Source organism: Brevundimonas sp. AVps31 (assembly GCF_058681355.1).
Map to the genome: position 1 here is coordinate 1327093 of NZ_CM178736.1, position 16433 is coordinate 1343525.

Sequence of the window (16433 nt, forward strand, 5' to 3'; positions counted from 1 at the left end):
TAAGCCTCAGTCGACGAAATCGACGCTCTCGTAGTCGCCCGAGGTTTGAAGCGTGATGGTGACACGCTCGCCGCTGCGGTTACGCCAGAACCAGCCGTGATGACCCGCGAAAGCGGCCGTTAGCACCCCCGTCTCGCGGGCGGAGGTTCCCTTGCTATAGCCGTGATAGGTGATCCCTTGGCCGTCACCATGGGTGTCATAGTTCACCGCCGGGCCACTGGTGGACCAGGTGAAGTTCGCCTTCGCGCCGTCCCCCATGGCCATTTTGATCTCGGCCCCCTCGTCAGGCTCAAGGGTCAGGGACGTGCGATGGCTGCGACCCGCCGATGCGCCATTGGTTGTCGTAGCTGCGGCTGCCGTCTGGGTCGTGACCGCTGGCGGGACGGCTTCGGTCTTGGCAGACCTGGCCGGCTCCTGAGTTGCGGTGTCTGGTGAGCCCACTGGTGCGGCTGCCGGCAAGGCAGGCGCGGTCCTCGTGGATGTAATGACCGCCGCCGTTGAGGCCGCTTCAGCCGCAGCTTCAACGGCGAGTTGGCGCTTGATCCGGCCCATCTCGGTCAGCCCGAAGACCGAGCCGATGCGGGTAGGATCGACGCCGTACTCGGCTGGAAGGACCACGGTGACCAGCAGGGCCGAGGCGATGACGACGGCGACGCCGGTAGACTTGAGCAGCTTGGCCGTCGACGGCAGTTCGGCGGGATCGGGTTGATTGAGATTTTGCATGGAAGGTCTCCCGTCAGGCGACGAAGAAGCCGACGAGCTGATAGCCCGTCAGGATGAAACCGAGGATCATGAGGATGACGTTGGCCAGATAGGCGTGGCGCCCGAAGCTGGCGGTCCGGCGCCAGAATCCCATGGCGATCAGGATGGCTCCGAGCGCCAGAAGCTGGCCGATCTCCACGCCGATGTTGAAGGCGATCAGGTTGACCAAGAGGCCGTCTGAAGACAGCTGGAAGTCCTGCAGTTTGGTCGCCAGACCCAGGCCGTGGAACAGACCGAACGCCAGGGTCGCGGCCCTGGCGTCCGGCTGGACACCGAACCAGCGTCGGTAGGCCCCCATGTTGTCGAGCGCCTTGTAGACGACGGACAGGCCGATGATGGCGTCGATCAGATAACTGGAGACGTTGACGTTCAGCATCACGCCCAGCAGCAGGGTCGTCGAATGCCCGACGGCGAACATGGTGACGTAGAGGCTGATATCCTTGAGGCGGTAGAGGTAGAAGATCACCCCGAACAGGAACAGCAGATGGTCGTAACCGGTGACCATGTGCTTGGCCCCCAGATAGACGAAGGGCCAGAAGACGATGCCGGACGTCTCCTGGATGTAGCCCTTGTCCCCTGCCGCCACCCCGTGCGCCAGGGTGGCGGTGAACAGGCCGTTGAGGAAGAGCACCAACAGGCCTGCGCTCAGCAGGCCGATGGGCGTTCGCAACCAGGCGGTCGCGCGCTGGAGACGCGGGTTCATGAAGTCCTCCGGGAGTATGCGAAGGGAAGCCGCTCACGCCACGACCGTCTGACGCCGTTCGGCGAAGACGGGCGGCCGTGGACGAGGCTGTAGAGGGCGGGGAGCACGAGCAGGGTCAGCAGGGTCGAGGAGATGATCCCGCCGATGACGACCGTGGCCAGCGGGCGCTGGACCTCGGCGCCGGCTCCGACGTTCAAGGCCATGGGCACGAAGCCGAGGCTGGCGACGAGCGCCGTCATCAGCACCGGGCGAAGACGGGTCAGCGCCCCCTCCCGGATTGCCTCGCCAAGAGGCTTCCCTTCGGCGATCAGGCTGCGGATGAAGGTGACCATGACGACACCGTTGAGCACGGCGACCCCGGACAGGGCGATGAATCCGACCCCCGCCGAGATCGACAGAGGCAGCCCACGCAGCATCAGGGCGGCCACCCCTCCGGTCAGGGCCAGAGGCACGCCGGAGAAAACGATGGCCGAGTCCTTGACCGAGCGGAACAAGGCGAACAGCAGGCCGAAGATCAGCAGCAACACCGCGGGAACCACGAGTTGCAATCGTTTGGCGGCCGAGATCAACTGCTCGAACGTTCCGCCATAGGTGACCCAATAGCCGGCCGGTATGGCGACCTCAGCATCGACCCGGTCCTGAACCTCGCGGATGAACGAACCCAGGTCGCGGTCGCGGACATTGGCCGTGGTCACGATGCGGCGTTTGCCGTTCTCTCGGCTGATCTGGTTCGGACCCTTTGTGAGTTCGATCGTGGCGACCTCATTCAGGGGCACGAACTGACGCGGCTGTCCTTCGCCCGCCGGGAGCGGGACCTGGAGACGACCGATGGCGTTGGTGTCGGCGCGCAGACGCTCGGGCAGGCGGACAACGACGTCGAAACGACGGTCACCCTCGAAGATTTGCCCGGCGGTCGTGCCGCCCATCGAGGTGGAGATAACCGACTGGACGTCTTCGATGCTCAGGCCAAGGCGCGCCATGGCGGGTCGGTTGGGTGTGATCTGGAGCACCGGCAGGCCGGTGATCTGTTCGGTCTGGGGATCGGCGGCCCCGTCCACCGAGGCCACGATGGCTTCGATCTCGGCGCCGAGGCGCAGCAGTTCGTCGAGATCGTCGCCATAGACCTTGATGGCGACGTCGGCCCGCACCCCGCTCAGCAGTTCGTTGAACCGCATCTGGATCGGCTGGGTGAACTCGTATTTGCTGCCGGGAATCTCATTCACGGCCTCTTCCATCTCGGCGACGAGGTCGCCGCGAGACTTGCGAGGGTTCGGCCAATCCTTCCTGTCCTTCAGCATGATGAAGGTGTCGGCGACCGAGGGCGGCACCGGATCGGTGGCGACCTCGGCGGTGCCGATCTTGGCCACGACCCGCTCCACCTCGGGGAAGCGGGCGATGCGGGCTTCCAACGCAGTCTGCATCTGCACGGCCTGGGTCAGGCTGGTGCCCGGGATGCGCAGGGCGTGCATGGCGATGTCGCCTTCGTCGAGATTGGGCACGAACTCCGAGCCCATCCGCGACGCCCCGAACCCGGCGAGCAGCACCAGCACGACCGCAATGCCGATCATCAGGCTGCGGGTCCTGAGCGCGAAGTCGAGCGCCGGCTGATAACCCACCCGGGCCCAGCGCATCAGGAAGCTGTCCTTCTCCTCGACCTTGCCGGTGACGAACATGGCGACGGCGGCGGGTACGAAGGTCAGGGACAGCAGGAGCGCTGCCGTCAGGGCGATGACGACGGTGATCGCCATCGGGTGGAAGGTCTTCCCCTCCACCCCGGTCAGGGCGAAGATGGGGACATAGACCAGGGTGATGATCATGACCCCGAATAGCGAGGGCCGGATTACCTCGCTGGAGGCGGTCGCCGCCAGATCGAACCGTTCCTCGCGGGTCAGGATACGACCCAGGCGATGCTGGGCCTCGCCGTAGCGCCTGAGGCAGTTCTCGACGATGATGACGGCGCCGTCCACGATCAGGCCGAAGTCGAGCGCGCCGAGGCTCATCAGATTGCCGGAGGTTCCGGTCCGCACCATGCCGGTGATGGTCATCAGCATGGTGACGGGAATGACCGCCGCCGTGATCAGGGCCGCGCGGATGTTGCCGAGCAGCAGGAACAGCACGACGATGACCAGCAGGGCGCCCTCGACGAGGTTCTTTTCGACGGTGTGGATGGCGCGTTCCACCAGTTCGGTGCGGTCGTAGACCGGCGTGGCGACGACACCGGGCGGCAGGGCCTTGGCGGCTTCCTGCAGGCTGGCGGCGGCGGCCTGGGCGACGATACGGCTGTTCTCGCCAGCCAGCATGAGAACCGTCGCAAGGACCGTCTCCTTGCCGTTCTCGGTCGCGGCGCCGGTGCGAAGTTCCTGGCCCATTCCGATGTCGGCGACGTCCAGGATGCGGATCGGAACGCCCCCACGCGTGGCGATCACGATGTTGCCCAGGTCTTCACTCGTCGAAGCCTGCCCCGGCACCCGGATCAGATACTGTTCGCCGAAGCGCTCGACATAGCCCGCGCCGACGTTGGCGTTGTTGTTGTCCAGCGCTTCGACCACCTCGGCCATGGTCACCCCGTAGGCCGCCAGCCGCTGCGGATCGGGTGTGACGTGATACTGACGCTCGTAGCCGCCGACGGTGTTGACCTCGGTGACACCGCGCGTGTTGCGAAGCTGGGGCCGGATGACCCAGTCCTGAAGCGTGCGCAGGTCTTCGGTCGTATAGGGCTGGCCGTCGGGACGTCGTGCACCCGGCTCGGCCTCGACCGTATACATGAAGATCTCCCCGAGGCCGGTGGCGATAGGGCCAAGTTCAGGGGTGACGCCGGGGGGAAGCTGACCGAGGGCGCTTTGGAGGCGCTCATTCACCAGTTGGCGTGCGAAATAGATGTCGGTGCCGTCGTCGAAGATGACGGTCACCTGGCTCAACCCGTATCGCGAAACCGAGCGGGTGTATTGAAGGCCCGGAACGCCTGCGACGGCGGTCTCGACGGGGAAGGTGATGCGCTGTTCGGCCTCCAGCGGCGAATAGCCGGGGGCTTCGGTGTTGATCTGAATCTGGACGTTGGTGATGTCCGGAGTGGCGTCGATCGGCAGGCGCTGGAAGCTCCAGACGCCGATGGCGCAGGCCAGGAGGACGAGCCCCATGACCGCCCATCGGAAGCGGATCGACAGGGCGATGATGCGTGCAAGCATGGTTCTCGCGCCCCCTAGTGATCATGGCTCGCGCCGGACTTTTCGATGTCCGCGCGAATGAGGAAGGCGCCGTCCACGACGTATTCGGTTCGGGGTTCGAGCCCGCCAAGCACCTCGGTCCACTCGTCGGTCCTTCGGCCCAGTTCGAGCATCCGCACCTCATAGGTGTTGCCGACCTTGGCGTAGACGACCTGGAAATCGCGGAACGGCTGGATGGCCTTGGTCTGGACGGCGAGAGGCACTGCACCCTCACCGACCTGAACGGTGCCCTGTACTCCCAGGCCCGGCCGCCAGACGCCGCCCTGATAGGCCAGTTCGACATGGGCGATCAGGGTCTGGCTCATCGGATCAGAGCCGGGCAGGATGGTTTCGATGACGCCATTGAAACGGTGGTCACCTGCCAGACTGGTGACCTCGACCCGCTGGCCCCGGCGGACACGTTCTGCATCGCGCGGATAGAGGGCGAACTCGGCATGGAGGCGGGTTGGGTCGCCGATCACCAGCATCGGCTCGCCGCCCGCGCCGGTGATGGCCCCGGCGTTGACGTTCTTGGCCATGATGACGCCGGAGATCGGCGCGGTGACGGAATAGGTCTGGAGGCTCTCGCTGGACTCGACCCGCGCCACAACCTGGCCTCGCGATACGCGCTGGCCCAGTTCGACGTTCAACGCCATCACCCGACCCGGATAGCGGGCGAAGACATCGCTCTGGCCCTCAGGCGTGATCTCGACCCGACCGCTCAACGGCAGAGACTCGCCCAGGACTGCGGAACCGGCGCGCTGCGTGGTGACGCCACCGGCGCGGGCGGCGTCGGCTGAGATGACGGTGCGACCCTCATAGGACTGGTAGGCCCAGGTCGATCGCTTGCCGTTCTGGGTCGCCGCGACCGCCACGTCGAAGGAGTGCGGCTCGGAGACGACACCGGGGCTGGCGAGATAGTCCTCGGTCGGGATGAAGGTGAACCGATCGACCTTCGGCCCGAGACGGGTCAGGGCCATGGTCGCCTGGACCTGACGTGGATCGAGCGGCTTGTCCTTCAGATAGGGATAGAGCCGGAACAGGGGCTCTGGTCCTTCCTCGAAGATGGTGATCTCAAGGGCGAAGTCTCCGTCGCGGAGCATCCGGCCTCGGTGAGGGCCACGCTCATAGTCGGCGGCGGCAGCCTCGCCGTTTTCGCCTGCCTTTTCGGCGCGCTTGTCTCCGCAAGCGGCGGCGGCGAAGGCGAGGACGATCGCGGACGCAACGAGCCAGCGCCGCGAAGGTGTCAGGCGGATCATGGTTGAGTCTCCAGGGCGAGGATCAGGGCGCCGTGCGCGCCGGTCAGTCTGTCGAGGCGGGCGCGATCGATATGGAATTGCTTGAGCACCGCGACGCGGCGGGCGCGGGTCTGCAGCAGGGCGGTCTGGGCGGAGATGACGTCGTTGTAGGTGAAGCCGCCCCTGTTGAAGCCGTCGCGCACCAGAACGACGGCGCGCTCGGCCTGGGGAAGGGTTTCCTGCCCGATCCTGCGAGCTTCGCTGGCTCGGGCCATGACCTGAACCTGCAGGCGCGCGATCTCACGTTCACGGTCGATGCGGGCGGCGGCGAGATCACCCTCGGCGGCCAGCCCCTCCGCTCGGGCGCGGTCGATGGCCCCGAGGTTCTGATCGTAGCGACCAAGGGGAATCGACGCGCCGACGACAAAGCCGAGGTCGTTGCCGTCCCCGAAGTGACGGACGCCGGCGCTGACCGTGGCGTCCGACCGGGCGCGGGCCGTCTCCACCGCCACCCGGGCGACGGCGATGTCGCGCTGGGCGACGAAGATGTCCAGGTCCGCCTGGGCGACCCCATCCGTGACGTCGAGCGCCGACCGGGTGTCGGCGAAGGTCTCAAGGCCGAGGGTGAAGTCCGCCGATCCGTCCCAGAAGCGGGCGAGCGAGATATTGGCGACCCGGACGGCGATCTCGGCCTGATCGCAATCGATCTGGGCCTGGGCCAGTTCGGCCTCGGCGCGCGCCCCGGCGAACAGAGGATCGCGCGCCATGTCCACGCGGCGACCGACCTCGGTCTGGAACCGTTCGGCGAGGTCAAGGCGCTCGCGGGCGATCTCCAACTCGGCCTGAGCCGCCAGAGCTTCCGCCCAGGCGCGCTGCACCTGTTCGAGCCGGTCCAACTGGCGAATGCGCGCGGTGGCGTCGACCAGCAGCCCTTCGGCTTCGGCGAGAGAGACACGGGCGGACCTGTCACCGCCCCGCTCGAACCGTCGCTCGACTGTGAGCGTGGTCTCGGTCCGACGGAACAGGTCGCCTCCGCCGATGGTCGGAAAGTTCTCGACCATCACCCCAAGCGTGGGGTTGGGACGAACGTCCGCCTGACGCACGGCTGCCCGCGACGCCTGTCGCCGGGCCTGGGTCGGTGCCAGTGAGGGATCGACCAGGGCGGCTCGACGCAGCGCCTCGTCCAGCGACAGTACAGGCGCGGTGGACGTGGCCGCCGCATCCTGTGCGACAGCAAGGGTCGGCGGCAGCGAGGCCGCCAGAATGAGCGCGAGGGCCGACACGGCCGTCAGTCGCGCCCACGGCCCGGCAATGCCGGACGATGGGGTCTTCAAGGGATTCTCTCCGGGAAACGGGGGTGCACGCGCGACCGATTGGCCGCGTCGGATCAGATGATCGTGCGCGTCCGTCTGGGAGGGTATTCAGGCCCGTCGCCGTCGTGGGCCGGACGTGCGCCATCGCCCGCCGGCTGGATCAGCACGGCGTTCATGGCGACGAGGGGGCTCAGATCGCGGTTGAGGATCGGGATGGCGGTGTGGCTGTCGCCGCTCGTATGGTGGTGATGGCTTGCTGGACGCCCGGCCTCGCCCTCGTCTTCGCCGTCTTCGGCTTGATCCAGTGGATCCTCGGCTGGCGCGTCGGGGGCGATATGGACGTGCAGCGAGCCATGATCGACGTCCGCGATCTCTGCGTGATCACCGTGGCCGATCGCGACTGCCGGCCAATCCGACGCATGGGCAATCTGGTGCCGCCCTTCCTGAACCCCATGCAGGCTCAACGTCGCCACGAGGGCGGCGCACAGGCTGACGCAAATGGTGCGAAACAGGCGAGACAAGATTGAACGGCTCCTTCATCCGCCATAGTGCGACCCGATCCCAATGGCAACGGTCGAGGTTGCCGCATCACGATATGGCTAGGATTCGTCCTTCAGGTGGATACGTGATGGCGGAGGTCGGGAGCTCCGTTGACGGCTGCGACGATGCGAACATTGATCGATCCGCCAGTCGTGGTAAGGGGCGGCATGGGAGTGACTCACTATCATTCTCAAAATGTTTTCTTGGTGGGCTGCGGGTCGCTGCGGCGCCAGTGCGGCGCCGACCGGTCGGGATTGACCGACGCCGAGGCAGTACCCACGTCTCGTGGCCCGGGGTCAGGCCGGCGCTGCGGGCCGGGCTCGCCGGCTTTCGAACCGGCGTCGGATCCAGGTTCGCCCAGGTTTCTCAACGAGCAGATGCAGGGCCGCCGCGATCAGCGCCGTGACGACGAACAACCCTGCCAGTTCGACTGGCGTGATGCGGAAGGCGCTGTCGATGCCGCGCAGTTCGGCGACCACGCCCTTGAAGGCGACGAGGACGGGCATGTGCACGAGATAGAGGGCGAAGGAGGCTTCACCGGCGAAAACCAGCGCAGGGGCGGCGAGAGGCCCCTCGCAGTCCGCGCGTGCGAGCAGGGACCAGGTCAGGATAACGGGGGCTGAGAGGGCGACGATGATCCGGTCGTCCAACGACAGCTGCATAGCGCCGAGCAACACGAGGGTAGCAGCCAGGGCGGCGGCGATGGCGACGGGCCGGCTCCAGCGCCAGCGATGGCCCAAGCCGTAGAGCGCCATGCCGATCAGAAAGGCCGGCGCTATGCGCAAGATGCCCATGTCGTCCTCGGCCCGAGGCAGAACCTTGCCGAAGGTTGAGACGTAGGCCGCGTCGATGACAACATAGCTGACGATGCCCAAGCCGAGCAGGAACCAAGGACGATGTCTCATCCGGATGGAGAGAAGGGCGTAGGCCGGGAACAGCAGATAGGCGAACCATTCCGCCGAGAGCGACCAGGACGGGCCGCTCCAATTGTATCCGATTTCGCTTGGAAACCACGCCTGTACCAGGAACAGGGTCTTGAAGAAGCCCTCTGTCGTGTAGGTCGAGAGATCGAACGGAACGCCAGAGATTGAAGCTCCGAGCACCATGATCAGAACACCGCCTAAAATCGCCAGATGGAGGGGATAGAGCCGAGCCAAGCGGGCCACGAGGAAGCGCCTGTAGCTGAACGTTCCTGCGGCGAAAGCGGGGCCGTAGACGTGGGCCAGAATGAAGCCCGACAGCATGAAGAAGGCGTCGACCCCCAGCCGGCTTCGCTCGATGATCGGGCTGTAGCCCAGGGCCGGATCCCACTGAAGCTGGTAGTGGAACAGCACCACGCCCATGGCCAGGAAGGCCCGCAGGCTGGTCAGGGCCCTCAGATCAGCCGGGTAGCCTTCGTGAGTCGGAGAAACGGACGTCATGAACGATGGCCCCCACGGCGGGCGGCACAGGACGGACCGCTTAATTGGTATACGCATCGGTCGCCGCCATCCCTCATCCTCTCGCATCCGGGGGTCAGGCCTGCCGCGCTGGAGAAAAGGCCATGATCTGATCCTGCGCCGCTCGCGGGCTCATGGCGGTCGGCTTGCAGGTTTCATCGGAAGGCGGGATGACGCGTGCCACCGGCTCAGCCCACAGTTCAGCGCGGGCCGTGGTGAACGATGGCCTGGATCTCATCGAGCGCGGTTTTCTCCATGGGCGATGGATGGGCCGTCTATGCGGGCGCGCACGAAGACCACGTCGCCCACCCATGTCGCAATCCAGCTGACCGTGGCTCGCGCGGGCTCGGTCCGCGTGGTTCTGGACGACCGTCCGCCCTGAGCCGTCAGGCGATCGTCATCGGGCCTTCTGGCGCTGATCGGCCGGCCCTCGCCTCGTCATTCCGCCCTCTCCGACGGCCCTGTCGAGCCCTGAGGCCCAGCCGGACCGCATCGTGGCGGGCTTCAAAGAACAGCTCGGCGTCAAGGTATGTAAGCTGGATGCACGCCTTGAAGGGGCGCTCCTCAAGCCGTCTGAGGACCCGGCGCCCGGAGCCGTCGCCCGGGAGCCTGGGCGGTCGGCGCCTCAAGGTCCTGGCCTAGGCGCAGATGCAGGCTCCACGTCTTTGCTACGCTCCCGTGATTTTCCGTGGGTTTTTCGGCCTGTTCACCAGCCTGTGGGATCATCTCTTGGGCAAGTTTCCGGTCCGGGGTCCACACGCCCCGGGCAGGCCAGATCGGCGGTCGGCCCGACTACCCGAGAGGATATTTTAAGACGCTCGCCGAACCAATCCGACGGGATGTCTAGGGAAATGTCCTGCGCTACCGCGAGGCGCGTCCGAGAAGGTCGATCAGTTCTGTGGCCTTGGCCTTGCGATCGGAGAGATCGTCGCCGGTCATCGCCCCCATGACGCAGTGGTCAAGGTGGTCTCTGAGCACCTCGCTCTCGACGCGCAGCAGGGCCGCCCGTACGGCCTGGAGCTGGGTGAGGACCTCCACGCAGTAGCGGTCCTCCTCGACCATCCGGGCGATGCCGCGCACCTGGCCCTCGATCCGGTTCAGGCGGTTCAACACCTTGGGTTTTGTTTCCGTCTGCATCCAATTCCTCGCTCTGACCGTTCGACCATACCCCAGGACAGCGCCTTGCGCGATACCCCCTTAGGGTATATATGGCGTCCAGCTGTTTCAAGGAGCCCGCCATGTCCATGCCCTCCCCTTCGCATCCGCCCGACCACAGCTGCTGTTCGGCCAAATCGGCGGACAGCGGCGCGAAGGCGGTCGATCCGGTCTGCGGCATGACCGTCGATCCGGCGACCACAGCGCATCGGGCGGCCCACGACGATAAGGACTATTTCTTCTGTTCGGCGGGCTGCCGGACCAAATTCATCGCCGATCCGGACCGCTATCTCGGCGAGGCCCGGCAACCGGCGCCTGTCATCCCGGGCACCATCTACACCTGCCCGATGCATCCGGAGGTGCGCCAGGAGGGCCCGGGCTCCTGCCCGATCTGCGGCATGGCGCTGGAGCCGGAGACCGTCACCGCCGAGGCGCCGGTCAATCACGAACTGATCGACTTCACCCGCCGCCTCTGGGTTGCCGCGGTCCTGACCCTGCCCGTCTTCGCGCTCGAGATGGGCGGCCATCTGACCGGACTGGCGATGCGGATTTCGGGCCAAACCTCCAACTGGATCCAGTTCGCGCTGGCGACGCCCGTGGTGCTGTGGGCCGGCTGGCCGTTCTTCCAGCGGGGCTGGGCTTCCCTCCGCAACCGCAGCCTCAACATGTTCACCCTGATCGCCATCGGCGTCGGCGCGGCCTGGATCTACAGCGTGGTCGCGGTGCTGGCGCCGGCTCTGTTCCCGGCGGCGGTCCGCCGGATGGACGGCAGCGCGCCGGTCTATTTCGAGGCAGCGGCCATCATCACCGTCCTGGTTCTGGTGGGCCAGATTCTTGAGCTGCGCGCCCGCGAACAGACGTCCGGCGCCATCCGGGCGCTGCTTGATTTGGCGCCCAAGACCGCGCGGCGGCTCCGTGACGACGGCGGCGACGAGGACGTCACGCTCGACATGGTCGCCGTCGGAGACCGGCTGCGCGTCCGCCCCGGCGAGAAGGTGGCGGTCGATGGCGAGATTCTGGACGGTCGCGTAACCATCGACGAGTCCCTGGTCACGGGTGAATCCATGCCGGTGACCAAGGGCGTCGGGGACAAGGTCGTCGCCGGTTCGCTCAACAAGACCGGCTCGTTCGTGATGCGGGCTGACAAGGTCGGCGCCGACACCCTGCTGGCGCAGATCGTCCAGATGGTGGCCCAGGCCCAGCGCAGCCGCGCGCCGATCCAGCGGCTGGCCGACAAGGTGTCCGGCTGGTTCGTGCCGGCAGTGATCGGCATCGCGGTTCTCGCCGCCCTCGTCTGGGGCCTGGTCGGTCCCGAACCGCGCCTGTCCTACGCGCTGGTCGCCGCGGTCTCGGTGCTGATCATCGCCTGTCCCTGCGCGCTGGGCCTGGCAACGCCGATCTCCATCATGGTCGGGGTGGGGCGCGGCGCCCACGCCGGGGTCTTGATCAAGAACGCCGAGGCGCTGGAGCGTTTCGAAAAGGTCGACACCCTGGTGCTCGACAAGACCGGCACCCTGACCGAGGGGCGCCCGTCGGTCACGGCGATCCGGCCCGCGCCCGGGTTCGACGAGACCGAGCTTCTGAGACTCTCCGCCAGTCTGGAGCGGGCCAGCGAACATCCGCTGGCCGACGCCGTCGTCCGCGCCGCGACGGATCGCAAGCTCGCGCTGTCGGAGGCCTCGGAGTTCGACAGCCCGGTCGGGCGTGGCGTCACCGGGGTGGTCGACGGCCGCCGCGTGGCGCTCGGCAACGGCCGCTACCTCGGCGAGATCGGCGTCGATGTCGCCGCCCTCGAGGCCGAGGCCGAGGCGCTACGCCAGGACGGCGCCACCGCGATCTTCGTGGCCGTGGACGGGGCCGCGGCCGGCGTCCTCGGCATCGCCGACCCGGTCAAGGCGACGACCGCCGGGGCCATTCGCGATCTGAAGGCCGCGGGCCTGCGCCTGGTGATGATGACCGGGGATAACCGGACCACGGCCGAGGCGGTGGCGCGCCGGCTCGGCATAGACGACGTCCAGGCCGAGGTCCTGCCGCAGGACAAGGCGGCGGTCGTCGAGCGGCTGCGCGCCGAGGGCCGGATCGTCGCCATGGCTGGCGACGGGGTCAACGATGCCCCGGCCCTGGCCGCCGCCGATGTTGGTGTGGCCATGGGCGCAGGTTCCGACGTGGCGATCGAGAGCGCCGGCGTCACCCTGCTGGGGGGCGACCTCCAGGGCATCGTCCGGGCCCGCAAGCTGTCGAAGGCGGTGATGAGCAACATTCGCCAGAATCTCGTCTTCGCCTTCGGGTACAACGCCCTGGGCATCCCGGTCGCGGCGGGGCTGCTGTACCCGATCTTTGGCCTCCTGCTGTCGCCGGCTCTGGCGGCGTTGGCGATGGCCCTGTCCTCCGTGAGCGTCATCGGCAATGCGCTGCGGCTTCGTGCGGTCAGACTTTAACGGGGGCGGCATGGGGGACCGGGGCCAGGAGAAGGCGACGACCGGCGTTTGCGCCATTACGCACTCCGGCAGCCGATCCCTCGCCTGATCCAACAGCGTTCGGGTATATTTGATCAAGGCGGAACCGTGTCGGAGGACCCGGATTTAACTGGCGTTCATGTCCGGTTGCGCAACGGCGCCGAGATCCCGGTTCAAGTCCGCGTCCCGCCGCCGCCTCGCCGGCGCCCTCTTCAACTAGCCGCCGGCCGATTCGCCGGCGCCGCCCCACGCCGGAGACACCCGATGTTCAACCTGACCTTCACACGCTCGTCCGTTCTGCTCGCCGGCTGTTCCGCTCTCCTCGTGGCGGCGTGCAGCCCGGCCGCCGAGCCGCCGGCGGCCTCCAAGGCCGACGAGTCGGCGCAGACTCCGGAGCCCATGGCGATGGCGCAGACGCCCTTCTCCGCCGCCGAGGCGAGGATGCACGAGGCCATGAGGTCGGCGACGGGAGCCAGCGCCGGAGAGGCATGGGCCCGCAAGATGATCCCCCATCACCAAGGCGCCCTCGATATGTCCCAGATCGTGCTGCGCGACACGCGGGATGCCGACATTCGCCGGATGGCGCAGAAGACCGTCGAGATGCAGACCGGGGACATCGCCGAGCTCCAGCGTTGGCTCGAAACAAACGTGGGGGCCGCAGCCGGTGCGGCAGCGCCGGGCGGAGGCGGTGAGCCGCCGTTCGCGCCGGCCGAAGCGAAAATGATGGAGGCCATGATGGCCGCGACCGGGGTCGACACGGACCAGACCTGGGCTCGCAAGATGATCGCGCATCACCAGGGCGCCCTCGACATGGCCCAGGTGGTGCTGCGCGAAAGCCAGGACGCCGACATCCGGCGCATGGCGCAGAAGACGATCGAGATGCAGACCGCGGACATCGCGGAGCTGCGCGCCTGGCTGGAGGCTCATCCCGCCAGCGCAGGATGATCCGGCGTCGGCGAGAAGTCCCGTTGCAGATTTGCGAGTAGAGGAAGAACAATCGATGGAAAACATGAAGACCATGCACGCCATGAAGGGGAGCTATCGGTCGTTCGCGATCGAGCTCGTCCTGGATTTCATCATCATGTACCTCGTGATGTACACGATGATCGCGTCCCTCAATCATTTCTACTTCAACCTCAACAACGTCTACATGACCCTCATGATGGTCTCGCCTATGGCGATCCTCATGCTGGTGTTCATGCGGTCGATGTATCCGTCGAAACGGACGAATCTGCTGATCGGCGGGGCTGCCGCCCTGGTGTTTGCGGTCAGCTTCTGGGGTATGCGGACCCAGGCGGCGGTGGGAGACACGGAGTTCCTGCGTTCGATGATCCCGCACCACTCCGGCGCCATCCTGATGTGCCAGCAAGCCTCGCTGACGGATCCGGAAGTGCTCGGTCTGTGCGAGGAAATCGTCCGCTCCCAGGAACAGGAGATCGCCCAGATGAAGGCTCTTCTGGCGCGGCGGTAATTCGGCGGGCGGCCGCGAGGGCCGCCGGCGCGGTCGGCTCTGCGGCAGCGTGTCGCGAGGGCCGACCGCGTCGCCTGCGTAAATCCCTATAGATCGTCGCCGTACGGAGGCGCGGTCATGACTTTCAGGAGTATCCCATGAAGCTGGATCGTCGACTACTGCTGCGCGGCGCTGTCGCCGGAGGCGGTCTCGCGGCCCTGCAGGGCTTGATGCCCGCCTGGGCCCAGACAGGTTCGCCGGGGTTGCGGGCGGACCTGCCGACCCTCACCGGCCCGAACATCGACCTGACGATCGGTCAGTCGCCGTTCACCGTGAACGGGCGCACCGCCACGGCCACAACGATCAACGGCGTGCTTCCCGCGCCGGTGCTCCGTTTGCGCGAAGGCCAGAACGTCCGCCTCGCGGTGACGAACCAGCTTGATGAGGACACATCCATCCACTGGCACGGCATCCTGCTGCCGTTCCAGATGGACGGTGTGCCGGGCGTCAGCTTCCCCGGCATCCGCCCGCGCGAGACCTTCGTTTACGAATTCCCGGTCCGGCAGTCCGGCACCTTCTGGTACCACAGCCACTCAGGACTGCAGGAGGCGCTCGGCCATTACGGGCCCATCGTCATCGACCCGGCGGGCGCCGACCCGGTCGCCTACGACCGCGAACATGTGCTGGTCCTGTCGGACTGGAGCTTCATGCACCCGCACGAAATCTTCGACAAGCTCAAGAAGAGCCCCGGTTACTTCAACCGCCAGCGCACCACCCTGGCCGGCCTGCTGGACGGCAGCGACCGGATGAGCCTGGAAGAGCGCCGGATGTGGGGCGAGATGCGCATGGATCCGCGCGACATCCTCGACGTCAACGGCTCGACCTACACCTATCTGATCAACGGCCACGGGCCGCGGGAGAACTGGACCGGTCTGTTCCGGCCCGGCGAGCGGGTGCGGTTGCGCATCATCAACGCCTCGGCCATGTCGATCTTCAACGTGCGAATTCCCGGACTGCCGATGACCGTGGTTCAGGCCGACGGCGAGAATGTGCGCCCGATCGAGACCGACGAGTTCCAGATTTCTGTGGCCGAGACCTATGACGTCATCGTCCAGCCGACCGAGGACCGCGCCTACACCATCGTCTCCGAAGCCATCGACCGATCGGGCATGGGGCGGGCGACCCTGGCGCCGCGTCTTGGAATGACCGCTGAGGTTCCGCCGCTGCGGGAGGTTCCCAACCTGACCATGAAGGACATGGGCATGGGGGACATGGGCGGCATGGGCGGAATGGATCACGGGTCCATGGGAGCCCAGCCGGGCGGAGCCATGGCCGGGATGGACCACGGGGCCATGACCGGAGCCTCCGGCGGAGCCATGGCGGGCATGGATCACGGCGCCGTGCCTGCCCAGCCTGCCGGGGCGATGCCTGGAATGGATCACGGCTCCATGGCCGGAATGAACATGCGCGATCCCGAGAATGCGCCGCCCGACATGGCGGTCGGTGTGGGCGTCGATGCCATCGCGATGGCGCCGGCCAACCGCATGGGCGAGCGTCCGATCGGGCTTCAGGATGTTCCGCATCGCGTCCTCGTCTACACCGACCTCGTCTCGCTCCAGCCCAACAAGGATCAGCGTCCCCCGTCCCGGACGATGGAAATCCATCTGACCGGCAATATGGAGCGGTTCATGTGGGGCTTTGACGGCCGAAAATTCAGCGAGCTGGTCGAGCCGATCCGGTTCGAGCGGGACGAGCGGGTGCGCGTGACCCTGGTCAACGATTCCATGATGGCGCACCCGATCCATCTGCACGGCCATTTCTTCGAACTGGTCACCGGGGGCCCTGCCGGGCACCAGCCGCTCAAACACACTGTCAACGTTCCGCCGGGCGGCAAGGTCAGTTTCGACCTGACCGCCGACAACCCCGGCGACTGGGCCTTCCACTGTCACCTGTTGCTGCACATGCATGCCGGGATGTTCAACGTGGTCACGGTCCGTCCGATGGAAGGAGCCGCATCGTGAAGACGTCGGTCGCGATTCTCCCCCTGATCCTCGCAGCGGCTTCCGCGACGGCGGCGACGTCGGCGCTGGCGCAGAGCCACGCCGGGCATGCCACGCCCGCGCCTGTTCGCCAGGCGCTTCCGGAGGGCTGCGTCGCGCGCGGCTCCTCCACCG

At 66.7% G+C, this 16433-nt stretch carries 12 protein-coding genes; 4 read left to right on the forward strand and 8 right to left on the reverse strand.

What is annotated here, in order from left to right; genetic code table 11:
* Nucleotides 1–6 precede the first annotated feature (6 nt).
* The 8 genes from ACW174_RS06360 to ACW174_RS06395 all read right to left on the reverse strand — a co-directional run bounded on the left by ACW174_RS06360 (nt 7) and on the right by ACW174_RS06395 (nt 10335).
* A complete protein-coding gene (locus tag ACW174_RS06360) occupies nt 7–723 on the reverse strand; it encodes a hypothetical protein (RefSeq protein WP_035308115.1) in 717 nt (238 codons plus the stop codon).
* 13 nt (nt 724–736) lie between these two features.
* Nucleotides 737–1465, reverse strand: a complete 729-nt coding sequence (locus ACW174_RS06365; protein ID WP_035308114.1) for a HupE/UreJ family protein — start codon at nt 1463–1465, stop codon at nt 737–739.
* Nucleotides 1462–4650 (reverse strand): efflux RND transporter permease subunit, encoded by a 3189-nt coding sequence (locus ACW174_RS06370; RefSeq protein WP_035308111.1) that lies wholly within the window; start codon nt 4648–4650, stop codon nt 1462–1464. The genes ACW174_RS06365 and ACW174_RS06370 overlap by 4 nt, the downstream gene beginning before the upstream one ends.
* Before the next feature lie 14 nt (nt 4651–4664).
* Nucleotides 4665–5927, reverse strand: a complete 1263-nt coding sequence (locus tag ACW174_RS06375) for an efflux RND transporter periplasmic adaptor subunit (RefSeq protein ID WP_088582498.1) — start codon at nt 5925–5927, stop codon at nt 4665–4667.
* Nucleotides 5924–7240: a TolC family protein gene (locus ACW174_RS06380; RefSeq protein ID WP_492016827.1), complete on the reverse strand. Its 1317-nt coding sequence runs from the start codon at nt 7238–7240 to the stop codon at nt 5924–5926. The genes ACW174_RS06375 and ACW174_RS06380 overlap by 4 nt, the downstream gene beginning before the upstream one ends.
* Before the next feature lie 53 nt (nt 7241–7293).
* A complete protein-coding gene (locus tag ACW174_RS06385; protein WP_088582500.1) occupies nt 7294–7740 on the reverse strand; it encodes a hypothetical protein in 447 nt (148 codons plus the stop codon).
* Nucleotides 7741–8055: 315 nt separating this feature from the next.
* Entirely contained in the window at nt 8056–9102 is a 1047-nt protein-coding gene (locus ACW174_RS06390; RefSeq protein ID WP_244304231.1) for an acyltransferase family protein, read from the reverse strand.
* A 957-nt stretch (nt 9103–10059) separates the two neighbouring features.
* Nucleotides 10060–10335, reverse strand: coding sequence for a metal-sensitive transcriptional regulator (locus tag ACW174_RS06395; protein ID WP_088582502.1), 276 nt, complete (start codon nt 10333–10335; stop codon nt 10060–10062).
* A 107-nt stretch (nt 10336–10442) separates the two neighbouring features.
* Here ACW174_RS06395 and ACW174_RS06400 point away from each other — a divergent pair, with 107 nt between their 5' ends.
* The 4 genes from ACW174_RS06400 (at nt 10443) to ACW174_RS06415 (ending at nt 16280) form a co-directional block, all read left to right on the forward strand.
* The gene (locus ACW174_RS06400; RefSeq protein ID WP_492017245.1) at nt 10443–12791 is read left to right on the forward strand and encodes a heavy metal translocating P-type ATPase; all 2349 of its coding nucleotides are present in this window, start codon (nt 10443–10445) and stop codon (nt 12789–12791) included.
* A 282-nt stretch (nt 12792–13073) separates the two neighbouring features.
* Nucleotides 13074–13754 carry a DUF305 domain-containing protein gene (locus ACW174_RS06405; protein WP_052004990.1) on the forward strand — a complete coding sequence of 227 codons (681 nt, stop codon included), beginning with the start codon at nt 13074–13076 and terminating at the stop codon, nt 13752–13754.
* A 55-nt stretch (nt 13755–13809) separates the two neighbouring features.
* Nucleotides 13810–14280 carry a DUF305 domain-containing protein gene (locus ACW174_RS06410; protein WP_035308099.1) on the forward strand — a complete coding sequence of 157 codons (471 nt, stop codon included), beginning with the start codon at nt 13810–13812 and terminating at the stop codon, nt 14278–14280.
* 137 nt (nt 14281–14417) lie between these two features.
* A complete protein-coding gene (locus ACW174_RS06415; RefSeq protein ID WP_035308097.1) occupies nt 14418–16280 on the forward strand; it encodes a copper resistance system multicopper oxidase in 1863 nt (620 codons plus the stop codon).
* The last annotated feature ends 153 nt before the right edge of the window (nt 16281–16433 follow it).